At 45.4% G+C, this 16,894-nt stretch carries 7 protein-coding genes; 1 reads left to right on the forward strand and 6 read right to left on the reverse strand.

The window, feature by feature from the left end; all coding sequences use genetic code 11:
- Nucleotides 1-32: 32 nt before the first annotated feature.
- Complete coding sequence (locus ACSHSR_RS22295; protein ID WP_086903395.1) at nucleotides 33-1,910, reverse strand: UvrD-helicase domain-containing protein; 1,878 nt, start codon at nucleotides 1,908-1,910, stop codon at nucleotides 33-35.
- Nucleotides 1,911-2,015: 105 nt separating this feature from the next.
- Here ACSHSR_RS22295 and ACSHSR_RS22300 point away from each other — a divergent pair, with 105 nt between their 5' ends.
- On the forward strand, nucleotides 2,016-2,882 hold the full coding sequence (locus ACSHSR_RS22300; RefSeq protein ID WP_218558520.1) for a hypothetical protein: 867 nt from the start codon (nucleotides 2,016-2,018) through the stop codon (nucleotides 2,880-2,882).
- Nucleotides 2,883-2,930: 48 nt separating this feature from the next.
- Here ACSHSR_RS22300 and traN read toward each other — a convergent pair whose 3' ends face one another.
- From traN to ACSHSR_RS22325, 5 genes are all read right to left on the reverse strand, one after another.
- A complete protein-coding gene (gene traN / locus ACSHSR_RS22305; RefSeq protein ID WP_123115325.1) occupies nucleotides 2,931-6,311 on the reverse strand; it encodes a conjugal transfer protein TraN in 3,381 nt (1,126 codons plus the stop codon).
- A gap of 16 nt (nucleotides 6,312-6,327) precedes the next feature.
- Complete coding sequence (locus ACSHSR_RS22310; RefSeq protein ID WP_123115326.1) at nucleotides 6,328-7,353, reverse strand: TraU family protein; 1,026 nt, start codon at nucleotides 7,351-7,353, stop codon at nucleotides 6,328-6,330.
- Nucleotides 7,354-7,500: 147 nt separating this feature from the next.
- Entirely contained in the window at nucleotides 7,501-8,670 is a 1,170-nt protein-coding gene (locus tag ACSHSR_RS22315; protein ID WP_164489353.1) for a TrbC family F-type conjugative pilus assembly protein, read from the reverse strand.
- The gene (gene lepB, locus ACSHSR_RS22320) at nucleotides 8,657-9,121 is read right to left on the reverse strand and encodes a signal peptidase I (protein ID WP_240647771.1); all 465 of its coding nucleotides are present in this window, start codon (nucleotides 9,119-9,121) and stop codon (nucleotides 8,657-8,659) included. Before lepB ends, ACSHSR_RS22315 begins: the two co-directional genes overlap by 14 nt.
- A gap of 144 nt (nucleotides 9,122-9,265) precedes the next feature.
- Nucleotides 9,266-16,750, reverse strand: a complete 7,485-nt coding sequence (locus tag ACSHSR_RS22325; RefSeq protein ID WP_479631553.1) for a hypothetical protein — start codon at nucleotides 16,748-16,750, stop codon at nucleotides 9,266-9,268.
- Nucleotides 16,751-16,894: the final 144 nt, after the last annotated feature.

Below are 16,894 nucleotides of genomic sequence, written 5' to 3' on the forward strand. Positions count from 1 at the left end.
GTAGCTAATACAGCTAATAGCAGCGATGCTCATTAGGTCGCAGACATTTCTGTAGCAGTTATTCGCTCATACATGTCACTATCACTTTCTTGAATACTATCTAGCGCAGATACAATAAATTCGGTCGGTTCAATACGCCATAACAGGGCCAAATTGCTTTTAGCTCTTGTCATAGCCACATACAGTAGTCGTCGTTCTTCTTCAACATTTGTCACCGCCTGATTCGGCATTTTATGCGGGATATGGTCATCATCCAGACCCACAACAATCACCAAATCCCACTCAAGACCTTTTGAACCATGAAAGCTAGTCAGAGTGACTAAGTTGTCCTCAACTTCTTTGCTTTTACGCTTGCGAGTAAGCTTCTCTATTTCCCATAACCGCTGTAGAAGAGTTAATCCAGGTGTCATCGTGAGTAACTTCTTAATCAGACCAGCCGACTTATCAGGTACATTAAAATTTTGCTCAATCTCGTCAATTAAGTTATCTATTTTGTCGCAGTCTTTGGTATGAGCAAGATAGCTTGCATTGTCGCAGAACATGAATAAAGTTAGAGTTTCACTGTTGAATCCATTTCGGTCCCCCTGGTAATGCGCTAACCCAAGCCCATTTAATTCAATTTGTAGCTTATTGATCATGGACTGGTGTTCGTGAGTGAAAACCAAGCAGTTCAAGAGGTGCCTATTTGATTTCGGGTCTAAAATCGTTAGTAGAATTGCTAGATAGAGTTTCAATACATCACTATCCCAAACTGACGATCCGTTCAGCCGCTGAGTACGTATGTCATGCGTGGAAAGGTAACCCTCTATCTCGTCTAGCTCTTGATTAGTCCTAGCCAGAATTGCTCTGGTTCCACATCGATGAGTATCTATCAGCTCTTTTATTTTCTCGAGATATTCTTCGTCACTAGGAAAGCCCCCATGAATAATGGTGCCATATTCAGTCGATTGAGTGTTCATAGGCTTGTCTAACCTGTCGTCGTTGAAAGCGATCATCTCACCTGCGAGAGTCAGAATATCTCTACTACAACGAAAGCATTTCGTTAACGTGTGAAGCCGCACGTCAAAGTCATCTTGGAATCGAGTCATTCCCTGATAGCCCATAGCCCCCCTGAATGAGTAAATGGACTGGTCATCATCACCAACGACCGTGATCTTAGCTCCGCCGATACCGTGGCAGCGAATCCAGCAGTATTGAACCGGATCAGTATCCTGGTACTCATCGACAATCAAATGAGTGCAATTTATTGGCTCTATTTCCCCTTCCAACAGACCTTTGGTTACCTCATAGCACATGACATCCATTGGCCAAACTTTCATCCCAGCTAATCCGTCTGAATAAAACTCATAAAGGTCTGCAAACTTCTGCTCAAAATCGAGCACATCATTGAGCTCCCCCAATTCATGCAGACACCAATCCACACAATCGGTTGGAGCGGTAGCTGTTATGGCATGGAGCACTCGACGGCAAACGCTCAATAGCGTGGGGCACTTCCTAGAATTGCTTAGCGAGCATTTATACTTGATCTTCAAGCTAGGGTCGTACTTGTTCAGTGTTAGGTACTGACGAAGTAGATATGTTTCGGTGCGAGCAGCCTCTTGGCCACTCAATAATTTTCTGCCTTTATAATCGGGATGGCGTTGTGCTTGCTTATTGATCAAGGCATGGAAAGTGGAGACATAAACTTGCTTTCGCTTGGATACTGGCAGCTTTCTTCCAAGCCTAGCTTTCATCTCGGCCGCGGCTGCAGCTGTAAATGTGAGAGCAATGACCCGATTAAGCGCATAATTAACCAAGTTTTCGATAAATGACATCATTGTATGAGTCTTGCCGGCGCCAGGTAATGCTACGACGAGATTGTGCTCCACGATACTCTCAGCTGCACCGGCTTGTTCTTCACTCAGGCTCATTTGTAGTTACTTCTCATATTTGTAAATTTGCTATTTTCCTTCAGTGGCGAGAATGTTGCCTAGTGGTATTCTGGTTACATCGAAACCGATAGGAACCTGACAACTATGAACCACTTATCATTAAAAATTTTTCTACCGTTACTTGCCGCCACAACCCTTTTTGCTGGTTGCGCTTCAACATCTGATCCATATCAACCCCAAAGCAAAAAAGACTTCGTTTATGATGATGATATGAGCTTCGCCATGAATGTCATTGACGGCTCTCTAGGCTTTCACAATGGCCTGCGTGATGCCACACGGCCAGAGAACAGTGACACATCTTCCACATCATTAGATTATGCCGCTGACGGCATTATAGGTGCTGCATTTGGTGGAGGTCTCGGCGGTGCCTTTTTAAGTATGCTTGGCACTAACCAAGGAAATAAGCCTCTCCATACCTATTACGGCATCGTTTATTACCCTATTTCTCAAGGTGCAGATGTGCAGGGTGTTTTTGATGCCATCGAGAAAGAACTAATCACAGCAGCAGTAACGACTCGCGATTTAACTTTCATCGGTAAATCCTTTGAAGAAGGCAAAACAACGCTAACTTTTAAGGGACATCAGTGTGAACTCGATCGAACAATTGTTGGATTGTCTAAAAATATAACATGTGATTTCATTCATTATGTGCCACCGAAACTACTTCGTTATGCAACAGTAACCCCTCATGGAGAGACAGGACATTTTGCAGTCATTGGTTACGAAAGATTTTATACTGGCACTTCTCTGTCTCTCGATTTAGACAAGAAATACTATGTTTTTGCACCTGTAATTAGAGCTAGAACAAAGTTCCCGTATGTATCTAACAGCCAAAAAATTTACCCTTTCATCAAGCCTTCCTCTAAATCAGGTCAAGGGACTTCGTTGTCCATTGAGCAGATAATGAATATAGACCCATGGATAAATAAAAGTTACGGTGCATCTAAATAAAAGCAGAACAATTGGAGGTTTGCTCATAAGCGAGCCTCCTTACTTGTTCTAATTTCTCAACTCGCAAATCATTGGTCTTGGGTACACAGAGCAATCTATTTGATCTGGCTCGAAATTATCTTTTAGCTGATTAGAGATTCCGCTAACATCCCCGCTAAATTGCTCAGTAGCTCTCTCATCGGCGGTTTTTCTATTCATTTCTTGGCAATCAGGATCATCGCTCCCTTCACAGCTCAAATTACCTATCATACGACCCGAACCTGTTAACCGTTCAATGTCATAGCCGGTAGTCGATAGAATATCGGCCTCATACATAGTTGAGAGCCATTCGGACAAATCCAATAGATCAAAATCAATTCGACCAAACTCCTCGATTGTAAAGCCGGGGCATTCGGCCATATCCTTGCCTATTTGCTTTGAGCCCTGATCGGCAATGATCCGCGACAACATCGATGAGTAACAACACCAATCCTGGCGGCGCAAATAGCAAACCCCCAAAACATCCTTGGCGCAATATTTATTCCCCACTTTAAAACATTGCTTTTGAGCAATTTTTACTCCCATATCTTGCTCATTCTCATCACACTGAGTAAGCAAGTTTGCTAATATTTTAACAACGTTATAGATGGTATAAATCAGGCCGACAAAGCTTATAATGCTCATGATCGTAGAGGCCATTTCCCCTAACACCAGATCTCCCGCTTGAGCAGCACCTTCGCTTATCATTTTGTCTGTTGCCTCTTGGAATATCATATCGGCAAGGGCATCCGGTAAGAGGTCATTTAAAAAGTTGTATAATTGCTGCTGCATTTGATGCATCAATGTGTCTACGACCCCTTCAGCGGCCGTTTCACCACCAATCTGAATTGCATCTACGGCACCTTGCATAAATTCAGGATCACCCATCACTGAACTGGTAAAGTCTACTATTGCACTTGCCCCAGCATTCCAACCGTCAACTAACATGGTGGAAAAGTCGCTATACATACCCCCTATCTTGTCAGCCATCTGGTCAGTGACACCTCCAGAGAGGGTTGAGGACACCTTCTTAAAAGCTTCACTCTGCATCATCTTGTAGCCCATTGAGGCCATTGCAAGATAATCAATCCCCGAAGGAGCCTCACAACAGTTGTTTCCCAAACCGCTTACTTCCCATGAACAATACTCATACTCACCGGGGAATATTTCACAGGTATTTGGATCCGCATCGGCACAAGTGGCATCGTCATCAACTTGCTGCGCTATAGAGCCCAACACCATCGCTTTTTCGAATTGGTTGTTGCTTTCTTCTTCTCCGTATGAGCAATCATTACCCATGCAGGGCAACATTGAGCTGCATACGTTGGTCGTTTTAGTAGAAGTTATTTCAATAGGGTTAGAGACATCACAACGATAGTCATCGCTGTACATATAGCAAACTCCTGAGGACTCATCGAGCCAGCCCTCAACACAACTTGATCCGGTTTTTTCGCACTTAGGGTTATTTTTGTACTCCTGGCAAGATCCTCCACTCTGTTGTAGTTCTTCATATGTGAAACATTTTTCTTCAAACTCTTCTGTCGATTCATTAAAAACAGAGGCGCAGTATTTACTCCCTTTAAGTGGGTCGCAGCTATATCCCTTAGCGTTAATTTTCCATGTGCCTACACGGTACCCACTAGTGCCATCTTCATTGGAGTCATACAACTTTACAGGATTTGGATCGCCCTCAAACATTCTAGCAAGGCGGCTAATGACTTCTTGAGGTAAGTTGTTTGTGCCTTGATCAATAACTTCCCACTCATCAAAAGTGCAAAACGGATTAACTTCGTGGCTTGGCACGTAGTTTGTGCACGCTGGTACAACTGGGCAGATATCGCTTTTACATGTCTCTGACTTTCTGGGTGTTGCTGTACAACGAAAAACTGAGCCTAATGGTATTGTTCCTTGAGATTGGCAATTCGAAAGTTCGTACTGTAATCCATCTTTAACAATCACATATGTGATCCCATATAGACCGGCATACCTTATTGAGTCAATTTCACTTTTAGGAGAAATGAATCCAGTGTCGTGTATAAAAGGTACGCCTTCTTCTACATCACATAAGCTATCAAGTTTTTCGACAACGCATGTGGAGTATTCATAATCTGTTCGCTCACAACTTAAGACTACCCACTCCTGGTCATCAACAATATGTAAGTATCCTACTACTGGTTTAAATCTTGGCAGTCCTGTTGTCCCTCCCCCCCAATGATTAATCTTAACAGTAGCAGTGGTTGGCGCCGAGCTGTATTGAGCAGGGCTATCAAGATAACGTAACGAATCAAGCAATCCTGCTTTAATACGATTTTGCGATTCCGCTAAAAGCAGTGGTCCATCTGTATCGCTTTTCAGCACTGTAAGCTTGCATTCTTCATCCGGGCAAATCGGTTTCCAGCCAACTTTATCCGCACACCCTTCAGGGTATTGAGTATATTTTTCAATATACTGTGGAGTCAGATTTTCTATATAATTTGGGTTCACCTCCAACGTTCGAGTTACTTCGCAAAAATTTGTATTTTGGTGATTTGGCTGAGCACATATAAATTGCTCCCATACTGGGATCTGCTTTTTCTCCGTTGTCGTTGTCGTTTCATCAACACACGACTGAGACCAAATCCCATTGCCATGTTGAGCATCACTGATCGACTTATTGGTTTGTTCAAAGAAATATGAGTTTGACTTGATTTTGGGGGCTGGATTTAGTTCTACACCTTTCAAAATTGCGCGGTAAGCCTCTGAAGACATCGTTTTACCTGAACCGGTTTTTCCATACTGCGTCTTCAAATCTTCAAGATACGCATCTTCATCCCCATAGTTTGCCGGCGCGTTGAATTCTTCATCATCACGCTCTTGCTGATTGGTAAAAACCTCGCTGCCCTTTATTGAGGAAATCTTAGCCCCCCTTTCACTGTCAGGGACTAGCGTTGTCATCAAATTCCCGTTTTCATCCTTTGAAAAGGTAACCCCACCCTTTTCGTAGTATTGAGCATCGATGTCAGTTCCATTGCTCATAGTTGGCGCCTTAGGCTTTCCACCTTCCGGCAAGCCTGTGGCCATCGTGCTTTTGTAGACATCTTCAAAGTCAATTTGAGGGTATGCCGACAAGTCAACATCATTTGCAGGTTTAGCAGGCCGGCTCAGTATTTCAAGCTCTAAATCGCTGCCAGATACCGCTTTATTGGCGGTATCCATCATCTTGTCGTAGATATCGGTGCCATCAACGTTCTTGGCAGTGCCTAGATCAAATTTCTGATTTAGCTGCTTATTTATTTCATCAACTGCATAGACATCGAATGGTGCGATCGCCCCCGCTAAGGTAAAGAAGAATGCCCAATGCAGACCGCCGCCGAGCATACAGACCGACGAAAAGTAGACGCAAAAAATTCGAAAATGCCCCTGCATCAACATACAAATTCCCTCTTAATCAAGAGCCCAGAGTCAAACAGCATTCTTTGTATTGCCAAAGCATATACACCGCATCTTCTTGACCTGGCCGCATCCTCCCGCCAACAGGTAAACACCAAAGATTGGTAGACTGTCCAAGAGGGTGGCAACAGCCCTGATTCGGATTGGTATCATCAGCTTCGGCCATTGGGTATATCATGCTGAATTTATATTGAGAGCGGGGAGTGAATGCTGCGTATTGCGACTTACAAACGCTATCCTCACCCATGGTTTTCTTTGAAAGCCCTTTGCGATGCAGTGAGCTGATCATTCGCTGAGCGACAAGGCTAGTCTGAGCCACGGTATCTGATTGGCCTCTTACCCGTCCTGTGAATGGATAAAGATGACCATCGCAACCGGCGCAACCAAAAGTAGACTCAGGCGCCTTATCAGCAGAAACCAAAGAACAATCTGACGCGCACCAGGGTTGGGCCAACGGAGTAGCAAACAATATGGCTTCGGGAGAAAGCATTAACGCCAGAATGTCATTGTTCCAAGTCGGGTCCACCTCAGTGATGTACATCAAATCGAGATCGACATATCCGTCTTGGTGACAGTCGATATACATCACCTCCAGCATCTCCATTAGCGGGAATGCGAAATAATGCGTGTGCCAAAACCCTTCCCTATTTTTCTTTGTCACCTTTCCCATGCCGGCATAGTCATCTTGAAGAGTGATACCACCTAGAGATGGAGAACACCAAGGTAGCTTGACTGTTTCGATAAGGCGCAGAGGGGCAAAATATGATAGCTTTGTACCTGCAAATGGCACACCTAAATTGTCAGTACAAGTACAAAGCGGATTGTTACCCGAAGCCCCTTCGGGCTTATTCCCTATTCCCACCAAGGAAAAACCTTCGGTGAAGCAGCTCCAACATACTTGATCGATGATCTTGGTCCAGATGTCCGCGCTTTTGCAGATGTTACTTGTGGAGTCGGCGGCCATAGCCAAATGACTCGAGGCCAAGGCATACACCATTAACACGGCTGGAATAAACTTTTTCAAACTAGCCCCCTTGGATCATCGAGGAAATTGCTTGCCATAACCACTGAGAGAAATTGATAAAGCTATTAAATATTTCTACAGCTACGTCGGGGTATTCAGAGCTAATATAAATCCCGGCCACTACGCCAAGCACGGCATAAAATAGTTTCATTGCTGATCCCCTAGGTAATACTCGTTGACCTTTATGTGTGCTTGTTCAACGCTCACAGTTGACGGTAGGGCCCTGAGTGCAAATTTGTTTATAAGTTCTTGTTCAAGCACATAAATATCGCGCATATATCGTTTGCGAAGTTCGTTGAGGCTGTCCCATCCTTTTTCTGGGTCAAGGCGGCTTATGATTATTTGGTCCCTATAGTCAAAATTCCCTACCATCTTATCGAGCCATTTCAGCTGCCTGGGGTCTGTGGCATCGACGATATATAGACCTAGGTATGCATTTGGCATAGCTTGGAACGGGTTTACTCTGGTACCCGCTTTGGCTAACACTACGCCGCGGCGGTTCACAATATCTTTCTTCACACTGATGGTAGGATCTATATAGAAAACGTTATCTTTAATGGCAGGCTCTAAATTGTGTTGCGGCCGGTTCTTCCAATAGTTTTTTGTTGCATTAGAGGCTTTTTGGTGCCAGTCAATTTGAGCCATACGCTTGCGTAACTGCTCAATCAGGGAGATCTCTTTTACGGGGAAGGTCGCACCATAGGCGCCAAAATCTTTCTCTTGCTTTACGGTAGAAAGCTTCTCTTCGAAGAAGCTCATCTGAGTCATACCCGACATCTTCACTTGATAACGACCATTGTCATAAACTAACGCTGGTACTCGTTGAATGTTGTATTTCTTGAACCAGGTAGGGCCGAATTTTACTGTTGGCTGCAGCACGAGATCCTTGGTCATAACATGAAGTCGCGCCATGGTCTCCATGATGTTCTTGTCACCTTCAAACATCCCGTTTATGTAGACGGTGGCCCCTCGGCCAGCCGCGTTTTTAAACGCATCGATCACTGATGCTCTCGGCATCGAGAGACTAACAAACATGAATGTAATCGCGTCTGGTCGAGCCTTCTCACCTTGCGGCTTCACCGCATTCACCGTTAATTCTTTGATCTGAGTCTGGGCATGATCTAAGAACTCTTGCACATCTTTGCTAGAGGCCTTTTGCGAACCACTCAAATCCAGCCCTTCAAGCCACCCCTTCTCTTTGGCCATTTTAATAGCAGCTTCTGACGTCATTATTTCTTCTGCTACTACGGTTGGAGCCAAGTAGAGTGAAGCTGTCAATACAGTACCTAAGAGCAACCAGCGCTTATAAGATCGCATAGGCATCTCCAATCATGTTCTCCATTCCAATCACCCCCCAGAATCGCGAGTCATAAGAGAGTGGTGTTTCGCCAATGACAAAATATTGGCCATCTTCCAACTTGAGATCCTTTGTCACTTGATCAGGCTTCATCCCTACCTTCATCAACAACGTGTTCATGTTGTTGCGATATTCCATACCATTGACATAAACCGCATCGACAGTGACAGTGACATCATCACCAGGGATGCCAACTACCTTCTTAATCCAGCGGGTATTCTTGCGGAAATATGGGGTATCTACCGGCAGGTAAAAAGCAATCAAGCTTTCTCTCTCCGGTGTTACAGATGTTTTATCAACGAGAAAGTAACTAGCGCGTAAGCAAGAATATTCTTGAGTAGGCACTGCCAGTGTAAATTTGCAGGCACACAATAAGATGGTTATGGCAATGAGAGAAAAAGATAGGGCCACCTTCAAAGTACATTCCTTATAGCACTACGATTGATGACCACATTTTATGCGGTAGAAAAATTCGCGAGTCGCAGTTCAACGCTCAAAATGTACATTGAAAAAATCAAGCCCCACACTGACGGTAAGCAGTGTGAGGCTTAGGGTTTAGTAGTTGATAGAACCTCCCCCTGTAGCACCGGCATCATCGACAGCCTCAATGGTGATCTGCGCCGATGGGAAATCTGTTGCACTTAATCGTACCTGGGCGCCATAAGGCGTAAATTCAGTGCCATTGATCACCCAACGATAGTAACTTATCACCCCATCAGGGTCAGTACAGTTTGCATCTACGATATAGGTTCCATATTGATCTCGAGCCTTTGGTTCACAAACCGGCGGCTGGTTGGCAACCACATCAAATGAAGTGGTGTACTTACCAGGCTGGCCATAGTTTGAAGTAACATTTAACTCAACTTCATAATGACCCACAGGCAAGGCGTCAAACGAGCCAATAGCGCGTGTTGAAGGCTCACCAACGTCACCGTTAATCGTCCATACATACTCTTTGATGTAATCGTATGGATGACTTAGCGAAATGCTTGGGTAAAGTGACACATTCAAGGGTGCCCTCATGTACCTGTTGGAATAGACGTTGCTCATCTTGAATTCCATCGGTGCTGGCTCAACTGCTTCAACAAAACCAGTGATATGAGCAAAATTACCTCTATTATCCGCTATGGTAAGCATGATCTGATGCACGCCTGCCTGCTTCACAAGAAAGTTCATGCTCTTACCACTAGATAATGTTTGTTCTATAGCGTCTGCGTCAAAGGTCCAGTCATAGGTAAATGTCACACCTGGAGCATTGATGTAAGGCATACTCAACGCCGCATATCCTGCTGATGGAGTGAACTTGATATTGTTGCTGATCGTCAGACTCATATCCGATTCCGCAGGGAATTGATAAGTGAACGTATTGATCAGAATGTTCATTTCAGCAAATGACTGATTTTTGTATCCGTCAAGCCATGATCTGGCAAGAATTGAGATCCGGTTTGAACCGTCTAGGTCTTGTTGAATGACCGAGTAAAGCAGCTCATTCTGATCCGCTATCACGGTGCCATCAGGCAGCTCCCATTCAGTTTTCACTGGCACACCTGTAGCAGCAAACGGGTTGGAGATCTGCAGCGCGAGATTGATATCGGTTCCGACCTCAGCCATGCCAGGCCTACTGACGTTCATAATTATGGGCTTAGGCTTGGACACTGCGATGTACTTGACTGCCTGACTCCACTGTCCAGCTGTAACACTGTCTGAGGTATTTGCATATTTCATCCGGGCGTAAACTTTCATCGTCCCCTCTCCTACAGTGAGAGAGTATGAAGATAAGCCCGGCTCCCAAGTCACCCCGTCATCGATCGACCACTCAACCACAGTATCAGCCTGCGGTGTGTCGCTATTGTCTTGTGCCACCAGCTCAATTGTCTGGCCAACAATTGCTTGGTTACCACCAACAATGGACACCTGAGGCACGTCATAGCTGATCAGCGTAAGTGCCTCAGAGGTTGTCACAGCTCCAGATGACTTATTAGTGACGATAGCTCTAACACCCAGGGTTTCGGGCTCATCTGATTTAATCGTGATGTACTGCTTATCGTTATACTCAGCATTATCCTGCCACAGCCCATTTGCGTCTTTGAACTGCCAACGAATATCTCCCATAACAAGAAAATCGTTGATTGAGGAAGTGTCAAACCTGACATCAAAGACCGCGGGGATTCTCGACTGCACCACCCGCGCAAACAATGACCCCTCAACCTCCGTCCCTTTCACCACGGTAACGCTTCGAGGAATAGAGACCCTAGTCACGTCGATCTCGGGATATGGTGAATGTGCCTTGGCTACCGCATAGACTGCTTGGTTACGCTCATAGATGGTGTTTGCGTCAACTTGTACGATGGCTTGGCCATCTGACCCGGTAGCCGCAACAGTAGAAATGGCGTCATAGTCATTGCCGTTTTTAAACGCAACAAAAACATCCCACCCTTCGCCCATTGTTGCTGAGTTATACTCATATTCGCCGGTGAGGCTATTTCTCATCCCCAATTTCACCGTCGCATTGATGGTCTGAGTTGAGTCATATTTTCCTTCACCCATATCTAACAGCACTTGCATATATGGGTGAGGGGTAATGATCAGGTCAAAGTTTTGTTCACTCTGCATTTCCGGTGCGAGCCTATATGCCGCCTGGAGTTTATAAGGAATGCGATCCCAAAGTGCCGGCGCACCAAGTTTGTTGGCATATGCTGAGAAGGTCTGAACATCAGCAAACGGCAACTGGTTATGCTTGTAAAGCATCTCATTGCCGTCATCATCGCTTAGCGTGACATCCACATGCGCTCTACTGGATTCACCGGTGTAACGTCCAATTAATGTGTCGTTCACCGATACGCTGTAAATCCCATCGGCTAATTTTGTGCGCTCATCCATCTGCACTTTAACTGGTATCGGGTCTACCGCATCAAACGTGACCGTTTCAGTACCAATTTGAGCTGTTTTTAGGTCCTGGTTAACAATGTAGGCCGTATAGGTCGCACTCATGGTACCAGTGCTTTGTACGGCGCCAGATAGTCTCGACTGGTAGGTGGTAACCAGTGGTGTTAATCCATCTGGCAATTCAGTCCACTCGATGTAGCAAGCATGGTTATATTGCGTGGAAGCTAACGCAGCCGCGGCTTTTGTTCCATATAAATCACAACGTATCCCCCTTGTACGATTAACAGCTAAGGCGACCTCTTCTACCTTACTTACCACTGTCACAGGCTTACTGCTAATTCCAAAAGTCATTTGCAAGTAGTTGATCAGTAATGAAAGCGTGGACTCTTTACCATTTGAATCCCTTGCAGTGACATCTAAGCTATACATCTGATTAGCCGGCAGACTATAACCTTCTCCGGTTAGGTGTTTATAAAACCCTTCGCCATTGGCCGTTAGCGCATCTCTACCGTCTATCTTGACGCTCACGATCTCAGTATCGCCTACAATACCGTTATGCCCAACAACAATCAGATCATCCAGCATATCTACTGATTGAGTGCTAGACAGTCCTTCGATCGAGTTGCCTCGCAACAACACTTTAATTTGAGGCGCCGGCATCGGAAAACTAACGTCATTGATAGTTGTCGTAGATTCGTTACCAAAAGCATCTCTAGCAATGACATCTACAACATAATCTCCAGGTACGATATTCGCTAACGCAAACTGGTAGGTGCTACCTGCATCCTCTTTGGAAATCACGCTATCGTTTGAGATCTTGACCTCGTTACCCGTTAAAATCGGTAAATTAAAGGACACCTGGTACCCTTCAACATCTAACTTATTGACCCTTTCTGACCCTGCCTTTGCTGTGAATTTCAAGTCAACATGGCTAGGTTTCCACCAAACATCATTAGTCGAGAGTTCGGGACGAATATTACTGATTCCGACCGCGCCCCGTTGCCCCTCCACTGATACGGTATAGCCAAGATCACTATTTTCTATAGGTGCGTTCTCGATGTCAGTGTTAAATAAACTAAATGCGACATTCGGCCCCCTAAAATCATGGTGGATCACCCAGGACGTTGGGGTTAGCTCAGACTCATCCCACCCGCCGATAGCACTGTTACCAACTATCTGGTAACTCTCGTCGGTTTGCAGATTCTCGGGGTCTCGCTCATAGGAGATATTACTGTAAATGACACATGAATCTGCTTTTGCAGCGACATTACAAGTGCCGAGCTTAGATATATTGATCAGCTGTTCGTAGTTTCTAGGCTCCACTAATACAGTGGTGAATTCTAACCTTGAGGCTGGGTCATAGTTGTAGATCTCTGTTCCCGATAACACCTTACCCATCATGCGAGTGGTCACATCTCTAACAACTGGTTTCGGAGGCATGGTGACGTTTACATCAATCTGCCCTTTAGCTATTTCAAACTCTGACTTAGCCGCGCCTTCATAACCTAGCAAGGTATAAGCTAACGTATGGGTACCTGCAGTTTTAAAAATGCCTGCTACTGAAGTGCTATCAGCGGTAATACCTTCCGGCAATGCATCCCATTGCACTAAACAAGGTACGTTTCCAGGAGACAATTCTCCTTCTGCATCCGAAAGTGTATCCACTAAACGACAACCACCAACATTATCCACGGCTATTTCGGCCACTTCGCTGACGATCGCGTCAAATTCCTTATTATCAAAGGTGATAGCAGAGATCTCAGATACTATGTCACCTTCAAACAACTTGGATTCGGTACCAGACGCAAATCCGGCAGGAACTGTTTCAATGAATTCACATTTATCATTATTGCCGACGGCAAAAGGTGATTCGCAAGACTTGGTTAACTGCACATATTGAGAAAGCCTGCAATCAGTCCCGAGGTCTGTCATACCATTAGGGCAGAAATCGTAAACCACTTCGACAGTGTTGCTGTAGGTACATACTCCATCTATTTCGGGATAACCCGCAGGACAGGTCATTACCAACGCTGTTTTGTCTTCTCTTTCACATTGATATGAGACTGCATTTAATGTCGATCCCGAAGGGCACGTACACTCGCCAGCATTACAAGTTGGAGCATCAAATACGGTCTTTACACACTCCCCACCGATCATGCTGTATGACGCTGGACAACTGGCAATCTTGGGTAGTGTGTCACTGAAGGTGCAGGTATCCCCATTTGCTGATTTGACGAAGCCGCTAGGACATTGGCCCTCTAGTGATTCAAAGGTGTATTTTGCGCAAACCGTTTCCGACTCTTTTCCATAAGTAGGATCATCACACACCCAATCTTCTTTAGCGGTTTGCAACAATTCACATGATGACCCATTAACGCTGTAAGCGGGATCTGAACACTCATAAATAAATACCTGGCTTAGTTCCTTCTCACATACCTCTGTTCTATCGCCTGGTGTATAGCTGGGATCACTACAAGATAGGCTATAGTCAGTTGTCTGATACCAATCACACGTCCCATCATTGTAATTAGTGTAATTAGCTGGACAGCTCCAAGTATTCCCTACCGTTTGCAACTGCGAACAGGTAGAGCCTGACAGCGTGTATCCACTCGGGCAGGTATAAGTAAATGTCTGAGTCTGCAATAGGCTACAGGTCGTTCCTGAGAGGGTGTAGCTGGTTGGACAGCTCCAAGTGTTCGCTACCGTTTGCAACTGAGAGCAGGTGGAGCCTGACAGCGTGTATCCGCTCGGACAAGTATAGGAGAATGCCTGAGTCTGCAATAGGCTACACGTTGAACCCGACAAGGTGTAATTAGTCGGGCAACTCCAAGTGTTAGAAACCGTTTGCAATTGTGAGCAGGTTGAACCTGACAACGAATATCCGCTCGGACAAGTATAGGTGAATGCCTGAGTCTGCAATAGGCTACACGTTGAGCCCGACAAGGTGTAATTAGTCGGGCAACTCCAAGTGTTTGAAGCCGTTTGCAACTGTGAGCAGGTAGAGCCTGACAACGTGTATCCACTCGGGCAAGTATAGGTGAATGCCTGAGAGTGCAACAGGCTACACGTAGAGCCAGATTGGGTGTAACTAGTCGGACAGCTCCATGTATTTGCTACAGTCTGTAGCTTAGAGCAAGTCGTCCCAGACAAGGTATACCCGCTCGGACAAGAATAACTGTAAGCTAACTCGGTGATTAGTTTACACTGACTTGTACCATATGGTTCGGTACCCGCAGGGCAGGAGCCTGATATTTTTTCCGCATACCTTGTATAAGTAACAAATCCGTTTTCCGTGGGTCTTGGAGGCAGATCCCATTCAATTTCAAACTGATAATAGCCCATAGGGCCACAGTTTTTCGTGTCAGTTGTACTAGACGGCACAGGCGTCGTAAAACATACTTGGTTGGGATTATACTGTGCACTCGCTGTAGCTAATATGAATCCCCCTTCGCCTGGATCATACATCACCGTATAGCCGGGGTAAGTTAGATCAGAACCCCACTCCAACCTGGTTTGTTTACATTGAGTGCTGGAATAAGAGGAATATCCAGAGGGACAGGATGTAGGTCTGGTAGTGTATTGTTGGCAACCGGTACCTGAATCTACATAGCCTGAAGGACAACTTTTGCTAGCTGTCTGGGTGACGGTCTTTTCACAGCGTTTATTCGTTGTCGAGTAGGTATAGCCGCTAGCACAAACAGGTGTCGCGCTAGTTGTGGTGGTCTTTTCACAGCGGTTATTGGTCGCTGAATAGGTATAGCCAGAAGCACAAACCTTGCTTGCCGCCTGGGTAACGGTCTTTTCGCAGCGTTTATTCGTTGTCGAGTAAGTATAGCCGCTAGCACAAACAGGTGTCGCGCTGCTTGTGGTGGTCTTTTCACAGCGGTTATTGGTCGCTGAATAGGTATAGCCAGAAGCACAAACCTTGCTTGCCGCCTGGGTAACGGTCTTTTCGCAGCGTTTATTCGTTGTCGAGTAGGTATAGCCGCTAGCACAAACAGGTGTCGCGCTGCTTGTGGTGGTCTTTTCACAGCGGTTATTAGTCGCTGAATAGGTATAGCCTGAAGCACACACCTTGCTAGCGGTCTGAGTGACGGTTTTTTCACAACGTTTATTCGTTGTCGAGTAGGTATAGCCGCTAGCACAAACAGGTGTCGCGCTAGTTGTGGTGGTCTTTTCACAGCGGTTATTGGTCGCTGAATAGGTATAGCCAGAAGCACATACCTTGCTTGCCGCCTGGGTTACGGTCTTTTCGCAGCGTTTATTCGTTGTCGAGTAGGTATAGCCGCTAGCACAAACAGGCGTAGCTGAAGCTGTTAATGTTCTCTCACAGATCTTAAGTGACGAGTTATATGAATAACCTGAAGCACAATCATAATTTACAGGCTGATTTACCGTTTTAACGCAGGCATCCGAGTTAAAGTCGTAATGATAAGCTGGATCGCTACAGGTTTTAAAAGCCGGTTGTGATAGCAGCTGCTCACACCGATCATTGGTGGCAGAGTAAGCATACCCCGTTGGACACTTAGGCACAGTGGGCTTGGTTTCAGTCAACGTACAAGTGCCATCACCATTACTGAGATACCCTGCAGGACAACTAACCTTTGCTATTTGCGTCTGCTGAACACATTTTGATAAATCAGTTGTCATTGTCCAAGAAGATGGACAAGCGTAAATCATTTCGGAAACATTGACTTTTTGGCATGTACCATTGGTGCCGTTTAGGGAAAAACCGCTGTCACATAACTCAGCTGTAACTTTAGGGATCGCCAACTCATAATGGATTTTGCCGCTCAAATTAGCGGTATCCGGCGCCACCGGAATCTTTATCACTCCTCCAGATGAGCTGAGATCGACAACAACAGATACGCTCCCCCCTGGTAAAACCTGCTTATTGTTTATCAAAATCCCCATTGGCGCCGCTGGATCAACTGTAACAGTGACCTCGGTGAACCCCTTAGCTATCTTGCCATCGCCAGTTGTTATTGGTGATGTTTGGAGCACTGTGACAGGTTGATCGATACGGTTAACCACCAGCTTGTCTAAAGCGAGTGCTTTAACGTCAGGAATCTGGGTGTAAGCATTAGCCACTGTCGCAAGTAGGCATAAAAATATGCCAGCCACGATGGTTATGGTTTTGTTTATATGAGTCATAGCAAAGTCCATTGGTCGGAGATCCGAATTTTCCAATTACGAATGCTACAGCTCTGTTTGAGTCACACATTCAGTTTCAATGCCCAAAACGCTCACGCTATTTTTTATTTTGTGAGAGTTGCCAGATCAAGGCGTCGTGTAATC

The sequence above is a fragment of the Shewanella sp. VK101 genome (genome assembly GCF_056497865.1).